The following is a 16,146-nucleotide window of genomic DNA, read 5'->3' as shown; positions in this document are numbered from 1 at the left end:
AGGGTTCGCCGAACCGGCGGGGCGACTGCGCATGTGGAAATCCGGCAGCATAAGGCGCGAGCTGCCAACGGATAAACGACGCGCGGAAGGAGCTTTGGTGAGGGCATAAAAAACCCGGCCAATGGCCGGGCTTTTCGAAGGCCTGCAAGCAAGCCGGTGTGACGACCTCTAGCTATACGGTCCTTCGATAAACAACAAGTCCAAAACGCGCGATTCCGCGCCACGGATTTTTTGTGTCCGCACGGGCTCCAGAATTGGAGTGACCGAACGATGTTGTCTGTCCCGCAACCAGGCGCCGGATATAGGCGCTACGATGCTCATTTCGCGGCGGCCGAGGCGACTGCCCAGCAGTTTCGTGGCTTTTCAGGCCGCATCACCCACGGCCAAGCCCTCGCCGCTTTCAAGCGCGCCGCGACCAGCATCGGCGCGAGCGCTCGAATCGTGCGTCTGATCGACCTTCTGTTCGCATGGACAAAGCCTCAGGACTGGCAGGAAGGCCGCCAGCCTTTGGTCTGGCCCAGCAACGAGCGCTTGGCGGAGGAGCTGGGGGTAGAGGTGCGGCAGGTGCAAAATCTGCTTCGCAAGGCCATAACGCTGCGCCTGATCGTCGCGCAGGATTCTCCGAATGGCCACCGTGGCGGTGCGCGTGGCGCTGATGGCCATATCGTCTGGGGCTACGGCTTCGACCTGCGGCCGATCGGCGCGCGCATGATGGAGTTTGCCGAGATCGCCGAGCGTGCCACAGCCGTTCGTCGCGAGAAGCAGGAACTGCGCCGACGGCTCACCATTGCGCGCAAGACAATCGCCCAGCTTGCTCAGACGGCCATTGATGAGGGCTTGGAGGGCTGTAAGTGGCTGGAGGAAGTCGAGACCGCCCGCATGATCGTCGACCACGCGCGGGGTCTTGCCGATATCGATGCCCTTGCCCGCCTCGTTCATCAGATCGAGCTTCGCAAGCGTCGCGTCCATGTCGCCTTCATCACCGCGTCGACCGTCGTTGACGATGGACAGGGCAAGGGACAATCGGTGGATAATTCAGTAGATATTACACCCACCGATGAAACGAATTGCACCCACTATACAACTACAACCCAACTCCAACCTGCTAATGCAGAAATACGTAATGGCTTAGCAGAGGGGCGTAGTGGCAATGGCGGTGCTCCTTCGTCACCGGCATCGCGTGTCGAAACGGACCTCGACAAATACGGGATCGACGTCGATTTTATCGGCAAGGCTTGCAGCGAGATTTGCTGGGAACTGGACCTCAGCACCCGAACATGGCGCGATTTGATCGCGATCGCCGAGCAGCAGGCTACCTATCTCTTCATCAACAATCACACCTGGCGCGAGGCCTGCCGGATCATGGGCCGTCGCGGGGCGGCGGCAGCGATGATCGCGGTCGCGCACAAGGAACGCGAGGGCCAAGTGACCAACGCCGGCGGCTATCTGCGCGCCATGACCCAGCGCGCGACGATCGGCGAACTGCACCTGGGCCGGACCTTCCATGGTCTGCGCGAGGCGGCGGATATCCAGTGATGCTCGATCCGACGAACGAACGTGCTTTCGCCGATCATCGAAAATCGACCGGGGGCGACGCTATCGGCGTAGAAAAACCGCTATTTTCCGGGGTTTCCGGCAATGTCGATCCCATGAACGCACCGATTTTGGCGGCCGCGGACCCAAATCCAGCCATCGCCGAAAGCACGAAAGCGGCCGCAGCGCTGGCAGGGCTGATTCGTGTATGCGAATCGGACGGGCTGGAATCGCTGAAAGCACGAATCGGGTCTGCCCAAGAATCGGCGAAAGCACGAATCCAACGGCCATTTTTCAAAGATCGGCCTCAAAGTGTCGTGCAAAACCGTCCCCCAAAGGCCCTGAAATGCGTCAAAGATTCGTGCTTTCAGCGATGGAAGCGGGTGTGCCGGTTTACTTCGCACGGACGCGGGGACAATCTGGGAACCGGAAAAAGCGCGGCGGATTCGTGCTTTCGGCGATCAGACAGAGGAAGGACCAAGGTGGCCTCCAGCCAGGGCGACCTTTTTGTATTCGACAGCCCCCTACATGGTGATGTTCGGGGCGAGCGGTCCATTATGGCTTTCCCCTTTTTCGCCCTCACCAAAACCGCCCAGATGAAGCCGATCGAATATCATGCGGAGAATGTGTCGATCGAGGTTCGCCCCAGCCAGAATGGGGTCGCAACCATCTACGATAAGGAAATCGTGCTCTACATTGCGAGCCTCATGGCCGCGAAATTGCGCGAAGGTGAGCCGGTTGGGCAGGATTTCACGTTTACGGCGCATGACTTCTTCCGGGTGACGGGAACTAGTCTGTCGGCCCGCTCCTATACTCGACTATCCGAAGCCTTGTCGCGGCTTCAGGGCACTCAGATCCGGACCAACATCGAAACCGGCGGCGAGGGTGAGGAAGGTTATTTCTCCTGGCTCGCCGAGGCCAAGCTGGCGTATTCGACGCGCGGGCGTGGGGGTGATAAGCGATTGAAAGCAGTTCGCGTCCGGCTTTGCGACTGGCTTTATCGCGCGATCAAGCTGGATCAGCGCATCCTCGCCTATCACCATGATTATTTCTCGCTGGGGCCGATCGAACGGCGGCTCTACGAGCTGGCGCGCTCGCATTGTGATGGTGACGAGCCATGGGAGATCGAGATCGAGGTGCTTCGCCGCCACGTCGGCAGCAACGATACGGCGCCGCGATTCAAACACACTCTCAAAGGCATCGCGGAGGCCGACGAGCTTCCAGAATATCAGATGGCGCTCTACGATGTCGTGGTGCCGCCCAAGGCGGGTGCGCCCAAGCCGCGCCGACGCGAGGTGCTTACGACAGTCGTTATCACGCCGCGCGCAAATCGGACCCGCCCGCATCCTGTTCCCCTGATTACCCAGCTTGTGCCCGCTGTTTGACCTCATCCGGGGCGCGGGCGTTCCTCAGATTCAGCAAAGTCTCTTGGCCTTCGTGCTTTCGCCGATTAGAGATCAGGACAACTCGCGGAGACGCGGGCTGAGGCATGGAAACCTTTCAAGCGCAGCTTCTCGGTCGACATTTCGGCCGGGTGGCATGCGCGCATGTCCAACCGGCAACGGTAAAGGCGCATGCGCGCTGCGCTGTGCCAGTGTTTCCAACACCCGGCTTTGGGCCGGCACGCCTCTCGATCCGGGGACGCGCTGCCGGCAGGGCGCGATTTTTTCGGTTGTGCAGCACCTGCCCGGATCACGACCACCGATCATGCCAATTTCACAAGCATCGCAAGGCTTTCTTCCCGCAACGCAGGGTATGCCCTGATGGCTGGGCGTTTGATCGGTTACGCGCGTGCTACGCTTACCGGCCCGTCGCTGGACGATCAGGAAAAGGCGTTGCGCAGGGCAGGCTGCAAAGTCGTTTTCCGCGATGATCTTCCCCAGCGCCCTGCCCGCCGCTTCGCACAGCGCGCGGCAGCTATCGAAGATCTTGAGAAAGGCGATATCTTCGTCATCGGCAGTCTCGATCGACTGGCATCCTCCCTTCCCGACCTAGTTGCAACGATTTGGTCGATCATCTGCTTGGGCTGCGGTGTGCGAACGCTGGCCGAACGGCTGAATCTCGATCCCGATGGGGCCGACGACGGCCGTGCCCTTATTGGGGCTATCGCCGCCGCCGCCAAAGCGCAGAACGCGGAAGTCTATGCCGAATCCGAGAGCAAGCGTCGTGTCCGGCGAGGCCGAAAGGACGCCCTCTCCGATGAGGATTGGCCAAAGATCGCGAAAATGCTGGAAAAGCAGAGCGTGTCGGACGTGGCTCGCCAATTCGGCGTCAGTCGGCCGACAATCTATCGTCTCCGCAAGCGCATGGAATAAACCGGCTCCAAACGCGTGGCTTGCCTTTTTGTTCTTTTTTTGTTCTCATCCTCTCATGGAACGAATCGAACAGGATGAGCTATCCGCCATCATTCTGGCGGCGCCGGGCTGGGCGCGCGTTGGCTTGACGATGCCGGACGAGGATCTACGCGAGCGGGCGGCAAGTGCGCTGGCGGCCGCGATCATCGAAGAATTGATCGGCACGCCTTGCCCCGACGTCAATCAACTTGCGCTGCCGCTTGATGTTAAGCCCGAAGGCGAACGCGCTCCCCAATAGCGCCGTAGAGAGCCTTCGGGCTTCGGAGGTCCGGGCTTTGGTGAGGTCGCCGCCGGTCAGAACGCTAAATGTCCCGAACAGACCGGGCGATCATAGCCCCTACGGCCCTCACCAGATCGGGGGGATTATAAGGTTTGGGGATAAAATCGGCGCCTTCGGGAAACTCGCCGTGCCGTGGACGCACCCTGCCGGACGTCACGAGGATAGCGACACCCGGCCATCGTTCGCGAACTATTCCAGCAAGGGCAAGGCCACTCATCCCCGGCATCTCGATATCGGTGAAGATCGCCGCAATGCCATCGTCACGTTCCAGAACGGCCAATGCCGTCGGCGCATCACACGCCTCGATTGTCCGATAGCCCGCCTCGACCAGAATTTCCGCCGCCATCATCCGCACTAGGCTTTCATCTTCCACGATGAGCACATCCGCGCCGCGATCAATATGGGCTTCCGATATCGTTGCCGCCACGCTCCCTTCTCCCTTTTCTCCCAATTGTGCGGGCGGGCCGCCGAACGAATCTGCCTCCTCAGGGGTAAGAAGCATCAGATCCGATCCGGTTTCGGCCCAAACTCAAAATCAAGTTCGTCGCCAGGCTGCATAGGAGGAACGCGCATGGCGACGTCATGTGCCCTTTGCAGGTGCATCGCCGCGGTGGACTCCCCCGCTTCATCCAGCAGTTCCAGAGCCTCGCGCATCAGCACGATCGCACGCGCGCGCATCGAGGCGAGATCCATCATGCCGTGCCCTCGCGCGGCTTGGCCTTGGCGATAGGCACGATCGCGGCCGACTCCTCCTCTCCGGCCCTCTCGATCGCGATGCCGTTCTTTCCATTGCGCTTCGCGCGATACATGGCTTGGTCGGCCGCGTGCATCAGCGCGAGCGGGTCATGCTTCGCGCCGGGCGGAATCAGGAGCGCCCCCATACTGCACGTCACCGGAATGGGCGCGCGTGCCAGAACTTCCGAAAGGCGGGCATGAATGTCGCTTGCGAAGCCTTGGCCCTCGACAATCGACGGCACGCGCACCAGCAGGGCAAATTCATCGCACCGATACGGCCGATCAGATCCTCGCGGCGCATGATCGCGGAGACGCCCTTGGCGAAGGAGCGCAGAACGTCATCCCCGACGATATGGCCTTCGCGATTGTTGACGGTCGCGAAATTATCGAGATCGAGGATGACGAGCAGCAGCGTTTGGCGAGTATGCCTCGCGTCCTCAATGGCGCGTGCGCTGCGTTGTTGGAACACTTCCTTGTTGAGCGTGCCGGTCATGCGATCGCGATGCGCATGGAACAGCTCGCGATCGTAGGAGCGGCGGAAGCTGGTGATGACCGCCGCCATGAAAAGGAAAACGAGGATGCAGACCACGACGCGCAAGGCGATCATCATCGGCGCGAGATTCATGCCCGACCGGAGCGATGGCACGACGGCGAGGGAAGCCGTGATGGTCGCGACGAAATAGCCCTCGCGCGCGCCCAGCCCCCAGCAAGCCGCACAGATCACAGGAATGTAGAGCGGGGCCGCGGCGATCGCGGGAAGCATATAGTCGGCATAGGCGATCAGCGCCGTGGTAACGACAATCGCCGACCAGATTTTCTCTCTCGACAGGGCTTCAAGATACGCGGCCAGTCGGCCGACGGGCAAATGGCTGTTCACGCACGCTCCTATTCGATCATCCTTCTCCAACGCCTGCGCGCGCTTTGGATAGCCAGCGGCACGCCTCTTTTTCGGAGGCGTGCCGGCTCTGAACCGGGTGTTGGAAACCTGAAGATAGTCAGGCGCGAACGCCTTTGGGCCGGGTGGCCTTGGACATACGCGTCCGCCACCCGGTCGCTGAAGCTCGACCGGCTCTATCTTCAAGAGGTTTCCACGCCTCCGCCCACGTCTCCGCAGGCAGGTTGGAAGCTACGGCAAGCGCGTTAAAAAATCTACCAGCCTTGTCCGAGAATCGTTTCCGGGGCGAGCTGATCGCTGAATCCGCAGCTTGTGCTGGTCAACCCATCAGCGGGTGAGTTCCGGTATCAGCACATTGCGATCGGCGAAGACTTGAAGATCGCCTGTCGGGATTGGAAGCACAAAGGGGGTAGTTTCCCCTGAGTTGCGGGCGGCGCCGTCTAAGTGCGGCGCAAGGGCCGCAGCCACCGCGCGATCGCCTCGCCGATGGCGTAAGCGCCCAGCATCACCAGCAGATGATTGACCGCCAGCAGCCCTATCGGCAGCGCGCCCGTTTCCATGCACAGGAAAACGGGAAGCGACAGGAGGGCCATCACACCGATTTTGATCGCCGCATGGAGTCCGTCTTGCTGGCAATCGTCCCTACTGTTCGACACGATAGGCTCCTTTGGTCCGGCGCCTGCTCAAATAGCGCTGTCCGGACAGAAAAGTAGATTGGAACGCTCCTAAAGGTGAGCCTCTTCTCTTGGCTGGTGCTGTTCTTCCTGATCTTTCAGGCGGGGCGGGCCGCTCTAGTGGATACATCTTCGGCGGCGATCCGGAACGATAATCTAGAGTTTCCTCAAGAGAGGGGGGAAGTCTCCCCCTGAGTGCGAGCCGCTTCGCCGTCTCGCCCTACCCCCTCTGCAGGGGGACACGTCCCCCCGCAACGCCCCCTGCCCCCTTTCCCGTCGCCCAGCTCGCCGGCGCAATGCGTGTCGCCTGGTCGACGCCGCGGTCGATCAATGACGCCGCCCAGGGGCGGCGAGATCCTTTTTGCTTATCGGGGAGAGGGGCGCGCGGCCCCCTCTCCCCCAGCAACGACAATCGGCCGGGCCGAGGCTCGCTGCGCTGCGCCCGCACCACCCCGGCAGATTCTCGCTGCCCCCCTCACCCTCCGCGTTCTTGGGCGTCCGTGTCCGCCAAGGCCGATGGCGAAAGGAGCCATCGGCCTGACGGCCAATTGAAAAACAAGGAGAAAATCACATGACGACGCTCAATATTCTTTGGAATGATCTTGTCGCGACCCCTCGCAATGTCCGCAAGGTCAAGACCGGGATCGAGTCCCTAGCCGCCAGCATGGCGTCCGACGATGGGCAGATTCAGAACCTTGTCGTGGTTGCCCGCGAGGACGGCAAATATGAGGTCATCGTGGGCGAGCGCCGCAGGCGAGCCGCCGTCCATAACGTCAAGACGAAGGTATGGGGCCGCGATGCGACGTTGCGCTGCGAATTGCGCGACGGGCAGAACGCCACATCGATCAGCTATGCCGAGAACGCGCAGCGCGAGAACATGCACCCCGCCGACGCGATCCGGGCCTTTGCCACCTTGAAGGCCGAGGGCTACACCGAGGAAGCCATCGCCAACCGCTACCATTATGATCTTGTCGAGGTCGACAAGATGCTGGCGCTCGCGGCTCTCTCCCTGAAGGTCATCAACGCTCTTGCCGCCAACAAGATCGACGTCGCTTGCGCGCAGGCGTTCACCCTGACCGGCGATCACAAGCGGCAGGAGCGAATCCTGAAACGCTATCGCACCGCCCATGAGGTCCGCCGTGCCCTTACCGAAACCAAGGTGACGACCGGGCACCGGCTGTTCAGCTTTGTCGGTATGGATGCCTATCAGGCAGCGGGCGGCACCATCACCGGCGACCTGTTCTCCCCCAAGGGGGAAGGCTATGCCGACGATCCCGATCTGGTGCAGCGGCTTGTCGATGAGAAGCTGGACGCGCTTGCCGCCGAGGCCGAGGCGAGAGGCTGGGGCGAGGTCATTGCCGCCGAAAATACGCCCTATGACAGCTATCGGTGGCACCGGCTCTATCCCGATCAGGAAACGCGCACCCTGTCCGATGCCGAAGAGGCGTTCATGGATGAGCTACAGGAGAAGCGGGAGGCACGGATCGCGGAGTTGTTCGCGGCCCTTGGCGAAGATTTCGATCTGGAATTTGACGAGGAATTGCGCGAGATCGAAGCCCAGATCGATAGGATCGGCACTGTCGAGCGCGACTATTCCGAAGAGGCCAAGCGAGGCGCGGTCCTGTTGATCGTGATCGGCCATCAGGGAAAAGCCGATGTGACGGCCTATACCCGCAAGGCCCCCCGTAGCACCCGCAGCGCCAGCGGCTCCGACAGCGGAACCGGCGCCCCCCGACCGCTCTATGACGCCCGCATGACCGAGGAACTGTCGCGGATGCGGACTGTTGCCTTGCAGGCCGAGGTTGCGAAGAACCAGCACCTTGCCAACGCGGTGCTGCTCGATGCGCTGCTGCCGATCCTCGCGGAGAGCCATCCCGACGCCCATGCGGTTCAGCTTCGCGCCAGCACGGACATTCAGGAACCGGCCCAGCATTTCGACTATAACACACGCGAAATGTCGTCGCCCTATGCCGGGGTGGCCGACCTGATCGCGGGTGCGCCGAAGAAAGCGGCCAATCGCTTCGCATGGGTTCTGGCCTTGGACGACGCCGATATTGCCCGCCTGCTCGCGGCCTGCACCGCTGCGTTGATCGACGGTCGCCACGCCAAATATGCGGACCCGGAACGGTTGCGTTCGGTGGACCGGATCGCCCGCGCCGCCAGTCTCGATATGCGCGATCATTGGGAGGGTGGCGTCGAGTTCTTCGGGGCGATCACCAAGAAGGCGATGCTTGCGGCCTTGACCGAGGCTTGCGGACCCGCCGCCGCCGAGAATTGCGAGAAGATGCCAAAGGGCAAGCTGGCAGAGGCTTGCGCCGAGCGCATCCCCGGTCGCGGGTGGCTTCCCCCTGCCCTCATCACCCCGGACGAACCCGAAGTCGAGCCGGAGGACGAGGCAGAGCCGCAGGACGACGATGGCGAGGATATCGACGCCGGTGAGGTCGAAGCGGTGGATGAGTGCGCCTTTGCCGAGGCCGACAACGACCCCGACGAGCATTTTGCGGTCGCTGCCGAGTGAAACGGGAGGGGGCCGCTTCTCCGGGGCGGCCCCCTTCCCCAACACCCCAAATTCAAGGATAATAGCCATGCAGCATTATGATGAACCCGCTTTCGACAACCGGCAGGCCCATGCCGAGGGCTGGGGGATATTCGATTTGTGCGAAGTCGGCCGCCCCGATCCCTACCAGCTACAGCGCGTGGATGCCGACGAGTGTTTCGCCAGCGATGACGAGGCGTGGCGGCACGTCGCCGCCCGCGCCGCCGAAGGCAGCGCCTATCATCGCGCGGCGCTCGATTTCCTGCGCGATCATTCCCCCGGCGAATATGCGGCGGTTGCCGCCCATGCCGCCGCGCGGGAGTCGGTCGCGTGAGCGGGCCTCGCTATCGTGCCCTGCTCGCGGGCGAGCCGGTGAAGCCGGGGCAGGCCATTGCGGACTTTCGCGGTGAAAGCTGGGTGCTCGACTATGTGACGCGCGGCCCCGTCAGCGTCGGGAAAATCGTCGCGACCAGCGCCGAGGGACGGCAGCGGGAGTTCTTCCCAAGCGTTTTTCCCGGTCTGTCCGTCGAACCTGTTCCAGACAGCGATCCCGGTGGTTGACTCTAGGCCGCGCCAGCGCCGCCGCCTTGGCGGCGGCGCACCCCGCCATCGCGCGGTGTGGCGCCCGGGCCGGGAGGATCGCCCTGATCGCTTCCTTTCAGGCGCGTTCGCAGGATCGCGCACAACCGCGAGACTACCCATCCGGCCAGGAGCAATGTCGCGTCGAATGCGCTTTGGCGCGGGGGCAATGGAACGCCGTCTGCCACCCACCGGATCGCGGCTGCGGAAAGCGAGAGCGCTCCGGCGATCCCGATCACCCAGAACAGGAATCCGATGACCTTCAACAGCGTAGCGGCGCTAACTTTGGAAAGGTGCATGATCGTCATCTTGGCGATGCCTGACATTTGCGCAAGAAATTGCGTTGGCTCCCGGCGCGGACTTGGTGCGCTATCTGCCCCGGACGGTATCTCAGGAGCCATCGCTTGAGAAGTCTCGCGGCACTTGCCCGACCAGCGATGGCGCCGACGCGCCAGCGCCCCCGCCTTCGCGGCGGCGCTCCCCACCGCCCAAGGCGGTGCGGCGGGCGCGCCCCTGGGGCCGCGCGGGCGCTGAGCCTGTTCGCGGTCCCCAATTGTTCCGCCACGCCTTTTCTGATAGGATCATCGCCATGACCGAGATTGCCGCTCCCCTCTGGACTCAGGACCAGGCCGTCGCCTTCGAGGCGGCGCGCGAGGCGGTGGTTGACGTAATCGCGGGCTACAGCGCCGAGATCGATGCCGAGCAGACCAAGCCGCAGCCCGACGGCGATCGCCTTGCCTTTCTCGAAATGCAGACGCGCCATTGTTTCGACGTGATGAAGTCGCTGCGCGTCGCCGATGACGCTACGGTCGCGCAAGTCCTCCGCGAATATAGCGCGATTGTCCGCGCGCGCGACGGCAAGAGCGAGTTGGCCGTCGCCGCCTGATCTGCATGGATCGTGACCCGGATCGTTATCGTCTTTCCCCGGACAAGCATCGCGCGATCTACAAAAGCCGCATCGCGCCGCTGCTGTTCGCGCAGGCCGCGCCGGTCGAGCGCCCTACCGCTCTGGTGCTTGGCGGCCAGCCTGGCGCTGGCAAGAGCGCCTTGCTGGCGGCCGCCCACGCCGAGTTCGATCGGCGCGGGGGCCTGATCGAAATCATCGGCGATGACCTGCGCGCCTTCCATCCGCGCTATAGCGAATTGCAGCGTCAGGACGACCGCACCGCTGCTTTCTTCACCGATCGCGATTCGGGCCGCTGGATCGAAATGGCGATTGCCGACGCTGCTGGGCGGCGCTGCAATGTCGCGGTCGAAGGCACCATGCGCCTGCCCGACAAGGTGGCGGAAACCCTCACCCGCTTTCGCGACAGCGGCTTTGTGACCGATGCGCGAGCGCTGGCGGTCAACCCGGAGTTGAGCGCGCTTGGCATCCTTCAGCGCTTCATCGCGCAGAAGGACAGCCGCGGCTACGGGCGCATGACGAGCATGGAAGCGCATCGGGCCGCGCTGGGCGGAATGCTCGATACGCTGGACCGGATGCAGGATGAGCGCCTTGCCGACCGCCTCACCATTTATCGGCGCGGCGGTGAGATCCTGCATCGCTTCGATTTTTCCCGTCCCCCCTCCCCGGACGAGCCGCGCGCGCGTGCGATTGTCGAGCGCGAGCGCGGGCGCCCCCTTACGGCTGAGGAAGTAGCCTATAGGCGCAGGGAAATCGATCGCCTCGCGCCCGCGCTGCAACGCTATGGGATCGTTCCGCAGGCGAAGGCGAAGCCTGATCGCGGGCGCACCGATCAAGGGCGTGGCAAGAACCCGCGCGAACGCTAGGCGCGGCGCGCGACTGATTCATTGCGTGAATCAGTCGCGCGAGTTTGATTCGAAATAGTCGTCAGACTTCGCGCGCCGGGGCCGGTAGAATCCGGGGATGCATTGCAGCTTCCCGGCCCTGTTCGTCCCGATCGAGCTGATCGCGCTCGATCATGCCCGCAATATCCGTCGCCGCTATGAGATCGTCGTGACCCGCGACCTGTTCGGCTCCTATATCGTTGAGACGAGCTGGGGGCGCATCGGCGCGCATGGCCGGAGCAAGCGGCTGTCCTTTCCGGATCGCCCCAGCGCCGAGCGGCACGTCGCCGCGACATTGCGTCGACGCGGAACGGCGAAGAAGCGGATCGGTGTGCCCTATCTCCCCTCGCCCTTTTGCAATCGACCCGCAGCGTTCGACCGCACCACACCGCCAGCCTTGTCGCCTATTGCGGATAGCTTCGCGGAAAGACCTGCGCGGTTGTAAAACAATAGGCATTATGTTTTACACTTCCAATTGTCCTCGTGGTTGCCGGTTTGCTTGATCCTTGAGCACGTCGGCAGCGATAAGGCGGAACGCGGGCCGCTGCCGGACTGGCTCACACCATGCGGCAATCCCGAACAGGCAAGGAACTGCATCCATGTCCTTCAACGGGCTTTTTGCTGATGGAAGATCGCTCCGCCCCGGCTCAGACGTGCAAGGAAACAACCACCCCGTCGAGGTCGGGGCTACGGTTTCCGTGTGCCACGGACCCTCCGTTTCTTTCCTTGCACGCGCCGAAGCTGCCGCGACGCCCATTTCCATCATCAACCCGAAGAAAGGAAATGAAGATGCGTAACCTTGCCAAGTTCGAGATCATCGGCCGCATCGGTGAGATCAAGGCCGGTAACGGTGTGGTCCACCTGAAGATCGCCGCCAACTATCCCTACAAGGATGAGAACACCGGCGAATGGGCCGATGACACCTATTGGAACCGCGTCGCGATCTTCCGCGAAGGCACCCGCAATTATATCGCGGACAAGGCCAAGGTCGGCGACCTGGTGCGGGTCGAAGGCCGCCTGCGGGACAGCAGCTACGAGAAGGGCGACGAGACGGTTTACACCGTCGACCGCATCGTCGACCAGTTCGGCATCCTCGCTCACGCGGCCGAACGCGCCGAGTGACGGCGCCGGGGCGGGCCGCAAGGCCCGCCCCTCCTTCCGTGTTCGTAATGGCTGCGAATCTCCCGGTTGGACGCCCTAAAATGCACCGCCGCGACCGTCAATTTCGCGTCCGAACGGCCGTGATCCTCGTAAGCTGTCTTGATGCCCGAAGGCGAACGCGCTCTCCAATAGCGCCGTAGAGAGCTTTCGGGCTTCGGAGGTCCGAGTTACGCGATCGAGGGGGGAAGTCTCCCCCTGAGTTCGAGCCGCGTGCCGCGTCTCGCCCTACCCCCTCTGCAGGGGGACACGTCCCCCCGCAACGCCCCCCTGCCCGCGCTTCCACGTCACCCAGCTCGCCGGCGCAATGCTTGCCGCCTGGTCGACGCCGCGGTCGATCAGTGACGCCGCCCAGGGGCGGCGAGATCCTTTCGCCTTGTCGGGGAAAGGAGCGCGCGGCCCCCTCTCCCCAGCAAGCGAATTAGACCGGGCCGAGGCTCGCTTCGTTGCGCCCGCACCACCCCGATCGAATCCGCCTGCCCCCTCTCCCTGCGCGTTCTTGGGCGGGCCATGGGCCGAGCCGTTTTCTGAAGCACCGATCATTCGTCGTCGCGCTGACCCATGATCGTGATGGCCGCCGATAAATCGGCCGCGCTATTTGCAGGGATTCCGGGGCCTGTTCCGGCCCCCTGGCGCAAGGGCCAGGCCGTCTCGGTCGCAAGCTCCCTCGCTTGGTGATCGCGGGGGTATCCCCACCCTTCCGCGCTGCGCTTGTGCAGGGCGGGTGATCCCCCTCCCCCGCGATCAGCCCTCCGTTGCGCCATTCCCCGACCCGCTTCGCCAGCAGGCAGAAGCCGATGTCGCCAGCGCCTTCGGCTTCATCTTTTAGGAAGGGAAACAAGCACATGGCACGGAACACAGCCCGCAGCGCGCAAGCCAACCGGATCGACGTTTACGAAGAAGTCACAGCGGGCATTATCGCCTTGCTGGAGGCAGGCACCCGCCCGTGGTCGCCGTCATGGGCATCGGGCGCGGCAACCCTTCCCTTGCGTCACGAAGGGACTCCCTACCGGGGAATCAATATCCTCCTGCTTTGGTCCGCAGCGATGGCGCGCGGTTACGCCAATCCCTATTGGATGACTTACCGGCAAGCGCACGAGCTGGGCGGTCAGGTCCGCAAGGGCGAGAAGGGCAATCTTGTCGTTCATGCCGGAACCTTCACCCCGAAGGACGGCGAGGCCGAGCAGCACCAGAGCGACGATGACGGCGAGGATCGGACGCGGCGCTATCTGAAACGCTATGTCGTGTTCAATGTCGAGCAGATCGACGGCTTGGATATGGCGAAATATCCGGCCCCGGTTGTCGAGATCAAGAACCGCGATGAGCGCGACCCGGACCTTGACGCCGCCTTTGCCCATTACCCTGTCCCCTATAGCGAAGGCGGATCGAGCGCGTTCTACCGGCAGTCCGAAGATCGCATACAGATGCCCGTCTTTGGCGATTTCGTGAGCGGCAACGCCTTCTATGCAACCCTTGCCCATGAAGGAATCCACAGCACCGGGCATCCCGACCGCTTGGACCGCGACAGCCTTCGCAACTACGGTGAAAGCAAGGAAATCCGGGCTTTCGAGGAACTGATTGCCGAGATTGGCGCGGCGATGCTTTGCGCGCAGCTAGGCATGGAACCGACCGAGCGCGAGGATCACGCCGCTTATATTGCCGATTGGCTCAAAGCGCTTCGGGGCGACAAGCGCGCCATCTTCCGCGCCGCCAGCGCCGCACAGGCCGCGAGCGAATTGATCCTCTCCCACATGGCCGACGAACCCGCAAGGCAGGCCGCTTGATCGATCAGGGGCGGCGCGCCGCCGCCCCATTCCGTCCCTGTTCTCCCAAGGATCGACCCATGCCTAAGAATCCCCCGCAGATCGAATTGCGCTGGCGCGATGAAAACTATGGCTCCGTCTATGCCGTCGCTGCCTTCCGCAATTATGCTGGCACCTTCGATTGGAGCGAGCGCACCCACCAGCGTTTTCGCGGATGCCTGAAACGCGCCGGTTTTGAGTTTCATTGGGGCCGGTGCGCCTACATCGCGAAAACGGGCGACACAGCGGAGCGCAAGTGCGCGCTATGCGATGAACTGGCCGCAGCAGGCTTCCGGATCATTCATGGCGATGTGCGCCCCCAAGCCGAGGGAGGCGAAGCATGAACCGCGAACGCCGCAAGCGGATCGCCACCGTCCGCAAGAAGGTCGACGGCATCGTGGCCGATATTCAGGCCGTTATCGAGGCATTGCAGGAAATCCGCGACGACGAGGAAATCGCCCGCGACAGCCTGCCCATGAGCTTGCAGGAGGGCGAGCGCGCCCAGCAGATGCAGGAAAGCATCGACGCCTTGGAGGGAGCTATCGCGGCGCTGGAATCGTTCGATGCGGACGATATCGGCGAGACGCTGGAACGGGCCGCAACATGAGTAGCGGGGCCGGAGAGCGCGCCCGCGCCGTGATGGGCTATGATCCGAAAATCGCCACCAATTCGGAGGAGGAGTTTGCCGAGCTTATGGCGCTGGCGCGTGAGCGGCCGCCACTCACCCCCGATGGGCAATGGCGGCACGATTATCACGCCGCCATGATCGCCAGACGCACCATAGGCGTGCAGCCCGATCTATTCGGCGCGAAGGTGGTGACACACATGCACCGGACGAGGCCGGGGCCGGTCATCGACTGGCAACCGGAGCCTGTTGACGAGAAGCTGGCCCGGATCGCGCGCGATCCCCATGCAGCATTCGGCATCGGCCGCCCCCAGCTAAGCGACGAAGAGAAGGCGGCGATGCTCCGTTCAGCGGCGAATTGGCTGCGGCTTGGCCAGCGCGTTCGCCTGATAGGATCGTCAGCCTCCATCGACGGCCAATTCGAGCGCAGGGTCGGCCGCGTCGGCGTGGTCTGGCGCGTCTCCCGAACCATCACCGATTATGTCCATATCTATCTTGATCCGGTAGGTGCCGAGCGATCCGAGAAGATCGTTTTTGTCGAGCTACGCGACGTCGAACCGATCGAGGACGGGCAATGAAGGCCCCCCGCCCCGGCATAGGCGACAACGGGGGACCGCCGCTAGACGATCCGGCACCGCAGACACCGCCCCCAGCCTATGCGCCCCGGCCCTATGATGCGGCCTGTGGCCGCTGCCTTCATTGGAAGCCGCCCACCGCGCGCGAGGAATCCGACTATCGGGCATGGCAGGGAGGCTATGGCCGCAGGGTCAAGGAGCCGAGCGGCTATTGCAATCATATCCGTCATCGGCCGGGTGGCCCTGTCGCCAGTGGCGGCACGATGGGCCGCAGCTTCTGCTACAATTTCGAGCGCAAACCCGATCCCGAACCGGAGCGGGGCCGTGGTTTCGTCACCATCTGGCAAGGCGACAAGATCGCATGGCAGGGCCGGGAAGGCGAGGAACCCGCCGAGTTCCGGCAAGGCGAGCTGGACCTGTAGCAGTCGCCGGATCGGCGGGCCGATCCGGCGGGGTTTTTGACCGGGATCATTCGCCGGCGCCGCCGCCAATGATCGTGATGGCCGCCGATAAATCGGCCGCGCTGTTTGCAGGGATTCCGGGGCCTGTTCCTGCCCCCTGGCGCAAGGGCCAAGCCGTCTCGGCCGCAAACGGCCTCGCTTGGTGATCGCG

General features: G+C 63.2%; 20 protein-coding genes and 1 pseudogene. 16 read left to right on the top strand and 5 right to left on the bottom strand.

Going from position 1 to position 16,146, the window contains the following annotated elements; all coding sequences use genetic code 11:
• Positions 1–270: 270 nt before the first annotated feature.
• From repC to QOL62_RS16360, 4 genes are all read left to right on the top strand, one after another.
• Positions 271–1,536, top strand: a complete 1,266-nt coding sequence (repC, locus tag QOL62_RS16375; RefSeq protein WP_257542452.1) for a plasmid replication protein RepC — start codon at positions 271–273, stop codon at positions 1,534–1,536.
• Positions 1,536–2,918 (top strand): plasmid replication initiator TrfA, encoded by a 1,383-nt coding sequence (gene trfA, locus QOL62_RS16370; RefSeq protein ID WP_306812073.1) that lies wholly within the window; start codon positions 1,536–1,538, stop codon positions 2,916–2,918. Before repC ends, trfA begins: the two co-directional genes overlap by 1 nt.
• 378 nt (positions 2,919–3,296) lie before the next feature.
• Positions 3,297–3,848 carry a recombinase family protein gene (locus QOL62_RS16365; RefSeq protein ID WP_257542454.1) on the top strand — a complete coding sequence of 184 codons (552 nt, stop codon included), beginning with the start codon at positions 3,297–3,299 and terminating at the stop codon, positions 3,846–3,848.
• A gap of 55 nt (positions 3,849–3,903) precedes the next feature.
• Positions 3,904–4,125 carry a DUF6771 family protein gene (locus tag QOL62_RS16360; RefSeq protein WP_283407002.1) on the top strand — a complete coding sequence of 74 codons (222 nt, stop codon included), beginning with the start codon at positions 3,904–3,906 and terminating at the stop codon, positions 4,123–4,125.
• A 64-nt stretch (positions 4,126–4,189) separates the two neighbouring features.
• On the opposite strand, the gene QOL62_RS16355 is transcribed toward QOL62_RS16360, so the two are convergent.
• The 4 genes and pseudogenes from QOL62_RS16355 to QOL62_RS16340 all read right to left on the bottom strand — a co-directional run bounded on the left by QOL62_RS16355 (position 4,190) and on the right by QOL62_RS16340 (position 6,453).
• Positions 4,190–4,594 (bottom strand): response regulator, encoded by a 405-nt coding sequence (locus QOL62_RS16355; protein ID WP_283407001.1) that lies wholly within the window; start codon positions 4,592–4,594, stop codon positions 4,190–4,192.
• A gap of 74 nt (positions 4,595–4,668) precedes the next feature.
• Positions 4,669–4,863 carry a hypothetical protein gene (locus tag QOL62_RS16350; protein WP_283407000.1) on the bottom strand — a complete coding sequence of 65 codons (195 nt, stop codon included), beginning with the start codon at positions 4,861–4,863 and terminating at the stop codon, positions 4,669–4,671.
• Positions 4,860–5,395 (bottom strand): annotated as a pseudogene (locus QOL62_RS16345) (GGDEF domain-containing protein). Before QOL62_RS16345 ends, QOL62_RS16350 begins: the two are co-directional and overlap by 4 nt.
• A gap of 842 nt (positions 5,396–6,237) precedes the next feature.
• On the bottom strand, positions 6,238–6,453 hold the full coding sequence (locus tag QOL62_RS16340; protein WP_283406999.1) for a hypothetical protein: 216 nt from the start codon (positions 6,451–6,453) through the stop codon (positions 6,238–6,240).
• A 589-nt stretch (positions 6,454–7,042) separates the two neighbouring features.
• Between QOL62_RS16340 and QOL62_RS16335 the strand changes: the two genes are divergently transcribed.
• From QOL62_RS16335 to QOL62_RS16325, 3 genes are all read left to right on the top strand, one after another.
• On the top strand, positions 7,043–8,989 hold the full coding sequence (locus tag QOL62_RS16335; RefSeq protein WP_283406998.1) for a ParB/RepB/Spo0J family partition protein: 1,947 nt from the start codon (positions 7,043–7,045) through the stop codon (positions 8,987–8,989).
• Between the two features lie 67 nt (positions 8,990–9,056).
• The gene (locus tag QOL62_RS16330) at positions 9,057–9,341 is read left to right on the top strand and encodes a hypothetical protein (RefSeq protein WP_283406997.1); all 285 of its coding nucleotides are present in this window, start codon (positions 9,057–9,059) and stop codon (positions 9,339–9,341) included.
• Positions 9,338–9,568 (top strand): hypothetical protein, encoded by a 231-nt coding sequence (locus tag QOL62_RS16325; RefSeq protein ID WP_283406996.1) that lies wholly within the window; start codon positions 9,338–9,340, stop codon positions 9,566–9,568. The genes QOL62_RS16330 and QOL62_RS16325 overlap by 4 nt, the downstream gene beginning before the upstream one ends.
• 2 nt (positions 9,569–9,570) lie before the next feature.
• Here QOL62_RS16325 and QOL62_RS16320 read toward each other — a convergent pair whose 3' ends face one another.
• The gene (locus tag QOL62_RS16320; RefSeq protein ID WP_283406995.1) at positions 9,571–9,885 is read right to left on the bottom strand and encodes a hypothetical protein; all 315 of its coding nucleotides are present in this window, start codon (positions 9,883–9,885) and stop codon (positions 9,571–9,573) included.
• A gap of 290 nt (positions 9,886–10,175) precedes the next feature.
• Between QOL62_RS16320 and QOL62_RS16315 the strand changes: the two genes are divergently transcribed.
• The 9 genes from QOL62_RS16315 to QOL62_RS16275 all read left to right on the top strand — a co-directional run bounded on the left by QOL62_RS16315 (position 10,176) and on the right by QOL62_RS16275 (position 15,956).
• Positions 10,176–10,472 (top strand): hypothetical protein, encoded by a 297-nt coding sequence (locus QOL62_RS16315; protein ID WP_257542283.1) that lies wholly within the window; start codon positions 10,176–10,178, stop codon positions 10,470–10,472.
• Positions 10,473–10,477: 5 nt separating this feature from the next.
• Positions 10,478–11,356 carry a zeta toxin family protein gene (locus QOL62_RS16310; RefSeq protein ID WP_257542285.1) on the top strand — a complete coding sequence of 293 codons (879 nt, stop codon included), beginning with the start codon at positions 10,478–10,480 and terminating at the stop codon, positions 11,354–11,356.
• Between the two features lie 97 nt (positions 11,357–11,453).
• Positions 11,454–11,819 carry a WGR domain-containing protein gene (locus tag QOL62_RS16305; protein WP_257542287.1) on the top strand — a complete coding sequence of 122 codons (366 nt, stop codon included), beginning with the start codon at positions 11,454–11,456 and terminating at the stop codon, positions 11,817–11,819.
• A gap of 344 nt (positions 11,820–12,163) precedes the next feature.
• Positions 12,164–12,496, top strand: coding sequence for a single-stranded DNA-binding protein (locus tag QOL62_RS16300; RefSeq protein WP_257542289.1), 333 nt, complete (start codon positions 12,164–12,166; stop codon positions 12,494–12,496).
• A gap of 881 nt (positions 12,497–13,377) precedes the next feature.
• Positions 13,378–14,316: an ArdC family protein gene (locus tag QOL62_RS16295; protein WP_257542291.1), complete on the top strand. Its 939-nt coding sequence runs from the start codon at positions 13,378–13,380 to the stop codon at positions 14,314–14,316.
• Positions 14,313–14,678 (top strand): hypothetical protein, encoded by a 366-nt coding sequence (locus QOL62_RS16290; RefSeq protein ID WP_283406994.1) that lies wholly within the window; start codon positions 14,313–14,315, stop codon positions 14,676–14,678. Before QOL62_RS16295 ends, QOL62_RS16290 begins: the two co-directional genes overlap by 4 nt.
• Positions 14,675–14,941: a hypothetical protein gene (locus QOL62_RS16285; RefSeq protein WP_257542295.1), complete on the top strand. Its 267-nt coding sequence runs from the start codon at positions 14,675–14,677 to the stop codon at positions 14,939–14,941. Before QOL62_RS16290 ends, QOL62_RS16285 begins: the two co-directional genes overlap by 4 nt.
• Positions 14,938–15,537 (top strand): phage tail assembly protein T, encoded by a 600-nt coding sequence (locus QOL62_RS16280; RefSeq protein WP_257542297.1) that lies wholly within the window; start codon positions 14,938–14,940, stop codon positions 15,535–15,537. The genes QOL62_RS16285 and QOL62_RS16280 overlap by 4 nt, the downstream gene beginning before the upstream one ends.
• Positions 15,534–15,956, top strand: coding sequence for a hypothetical protein (locus QOL62_RS16275; protein WP_257542300.1), 423 nt, complete (start codon positions 15,534–15,536; stop codon positions 15,954–15,956). Before QOL62_RS16280 ends, QOL62_RS16275 begins: the two co-directional genes overlap by 4 nt.
• The last annotated feature ends 190 nt before the right edge of the window (positions 15,957–16,146 follow it).

The sequence above is a fragment of the Novosphingobium panipatense genome (assembly GCF_900182875.1).
GTDB lineage: Bacteria > Pseudomonadota > Alphaproteobacteria > Sphingomonadales > Sphingomonadaceae > Novosphingobium > Novosphingobium panipatense.
Note: the sequence above shows the minus strand (reverse complement) of the source record. Positions and strands in the feature narration are given on the sequence as shown.

Coding starts and splice junctions, on each gene's coding strand:
- repC (WP_257542452.1), top strand. CDS start 271: ATGTTGTCTGTCCCGCAACCAGGCGCCGGATATAGGCGCTACGATGCT.
- trfA (WP_306812073.1), top strand. CDS start 1,536: ATGCTCGATCCGACGAACGAACGTGCTTTCGCCGATCATCGAAAATCG.
- QOL62_RS16365 (WP_257542454.1), top strand. CDS start 3,297: ATGGCTGGGCGTTTGATCGGTTACGCGCGTGCTACGCTTACCGGCCCG.
- QOL62_RS16360 (WP_283407002.1), top strand. CDS start 3,904: ATGGAACGAATCGAACAGGATGAGCTATCCGCCATCATTCTGGCGGCG.
- QOL62_RS16350 (WP_283407000.1), bottom strand. CDS start 4,863: ATGATGGATCTCGCCTCGATGCGCGCGCGTGCGATCGTGCTGATGCGC.
- QOL62_RS16335 (WP_283406998.1), top strand. CDS start 7,043: ATGACGACGCTCAATATTCTTTGGAATGATCTTGTCGCGACCCCTCGC.
- QOL62_RS16330 (WP_283406997.1), top strand. CDS start 9,057: ATGCAGCATTATGATGAACCCGCTTTCGACAACCGGCAGGCCCATGCC.
- QOL62_RS16320 (WP_283406995.1), bottom strand. CDS start 9,885: ATGCACCTTTCCAAAGTTAGCGCCGCTACGCTGTTGAAGGTCATCGGA.
- QOL62_RS16315 (WP_257542283.1), top strand. CDS start 10,176: ATGACCGAGATTGCCGCTCCCCTCTGGACTCAGGACCAGGCCGTCGCC.
- QOL62_RS16310 (WP_257542285.1), top strand. CDS start 10,478: ATGGATCGTGACCCGGATCGTTATCGTCTTTCCCCGGACAAGCATCGC.
- QOL62_RS16305 (WP_257542287.1), top strand. CDS start 11,454: ATGCATTGCAGCTTCCCGGCCCTGTTCGTCCCGATCGAGCTGATCGCG.
- QOL62_RS16300 (WP_257542289.1), top strand. CDS start 12,164: ATGCGTAACCTTGCCAAGTTCGAGATCATCGGCCGCATCGGTGAGATC.
- QOL62_RS16295 (WP_257542291.1), top strand. CDS start 13,378: ATGGCACGGAACACAGCCCGCAGCGCGCAAGCCAACCGGATCGACGTT.
- QOL62_RS16285 (WP_257542295.1), top strand. CDS start 14,675: ATGAACCGCGAACGCCGCAAGCGGATCGCCACCGTCCGCAAGAAGGTC.
- QOL62_RS16280 (WP_257542297.1), top strand. CDS start 14,938: ATGAGTAGCGGGGCCGGAGAGCGCGCCCGCGCCGTGATGGGCTATGAT.
- QOL62_RS16275 (WP_257542300.1), top strand. CDS start 15,534: ATGAAGGCCCCCCGCCCCGGCATAGGCGACAACGGGGGACCGCCGCTA.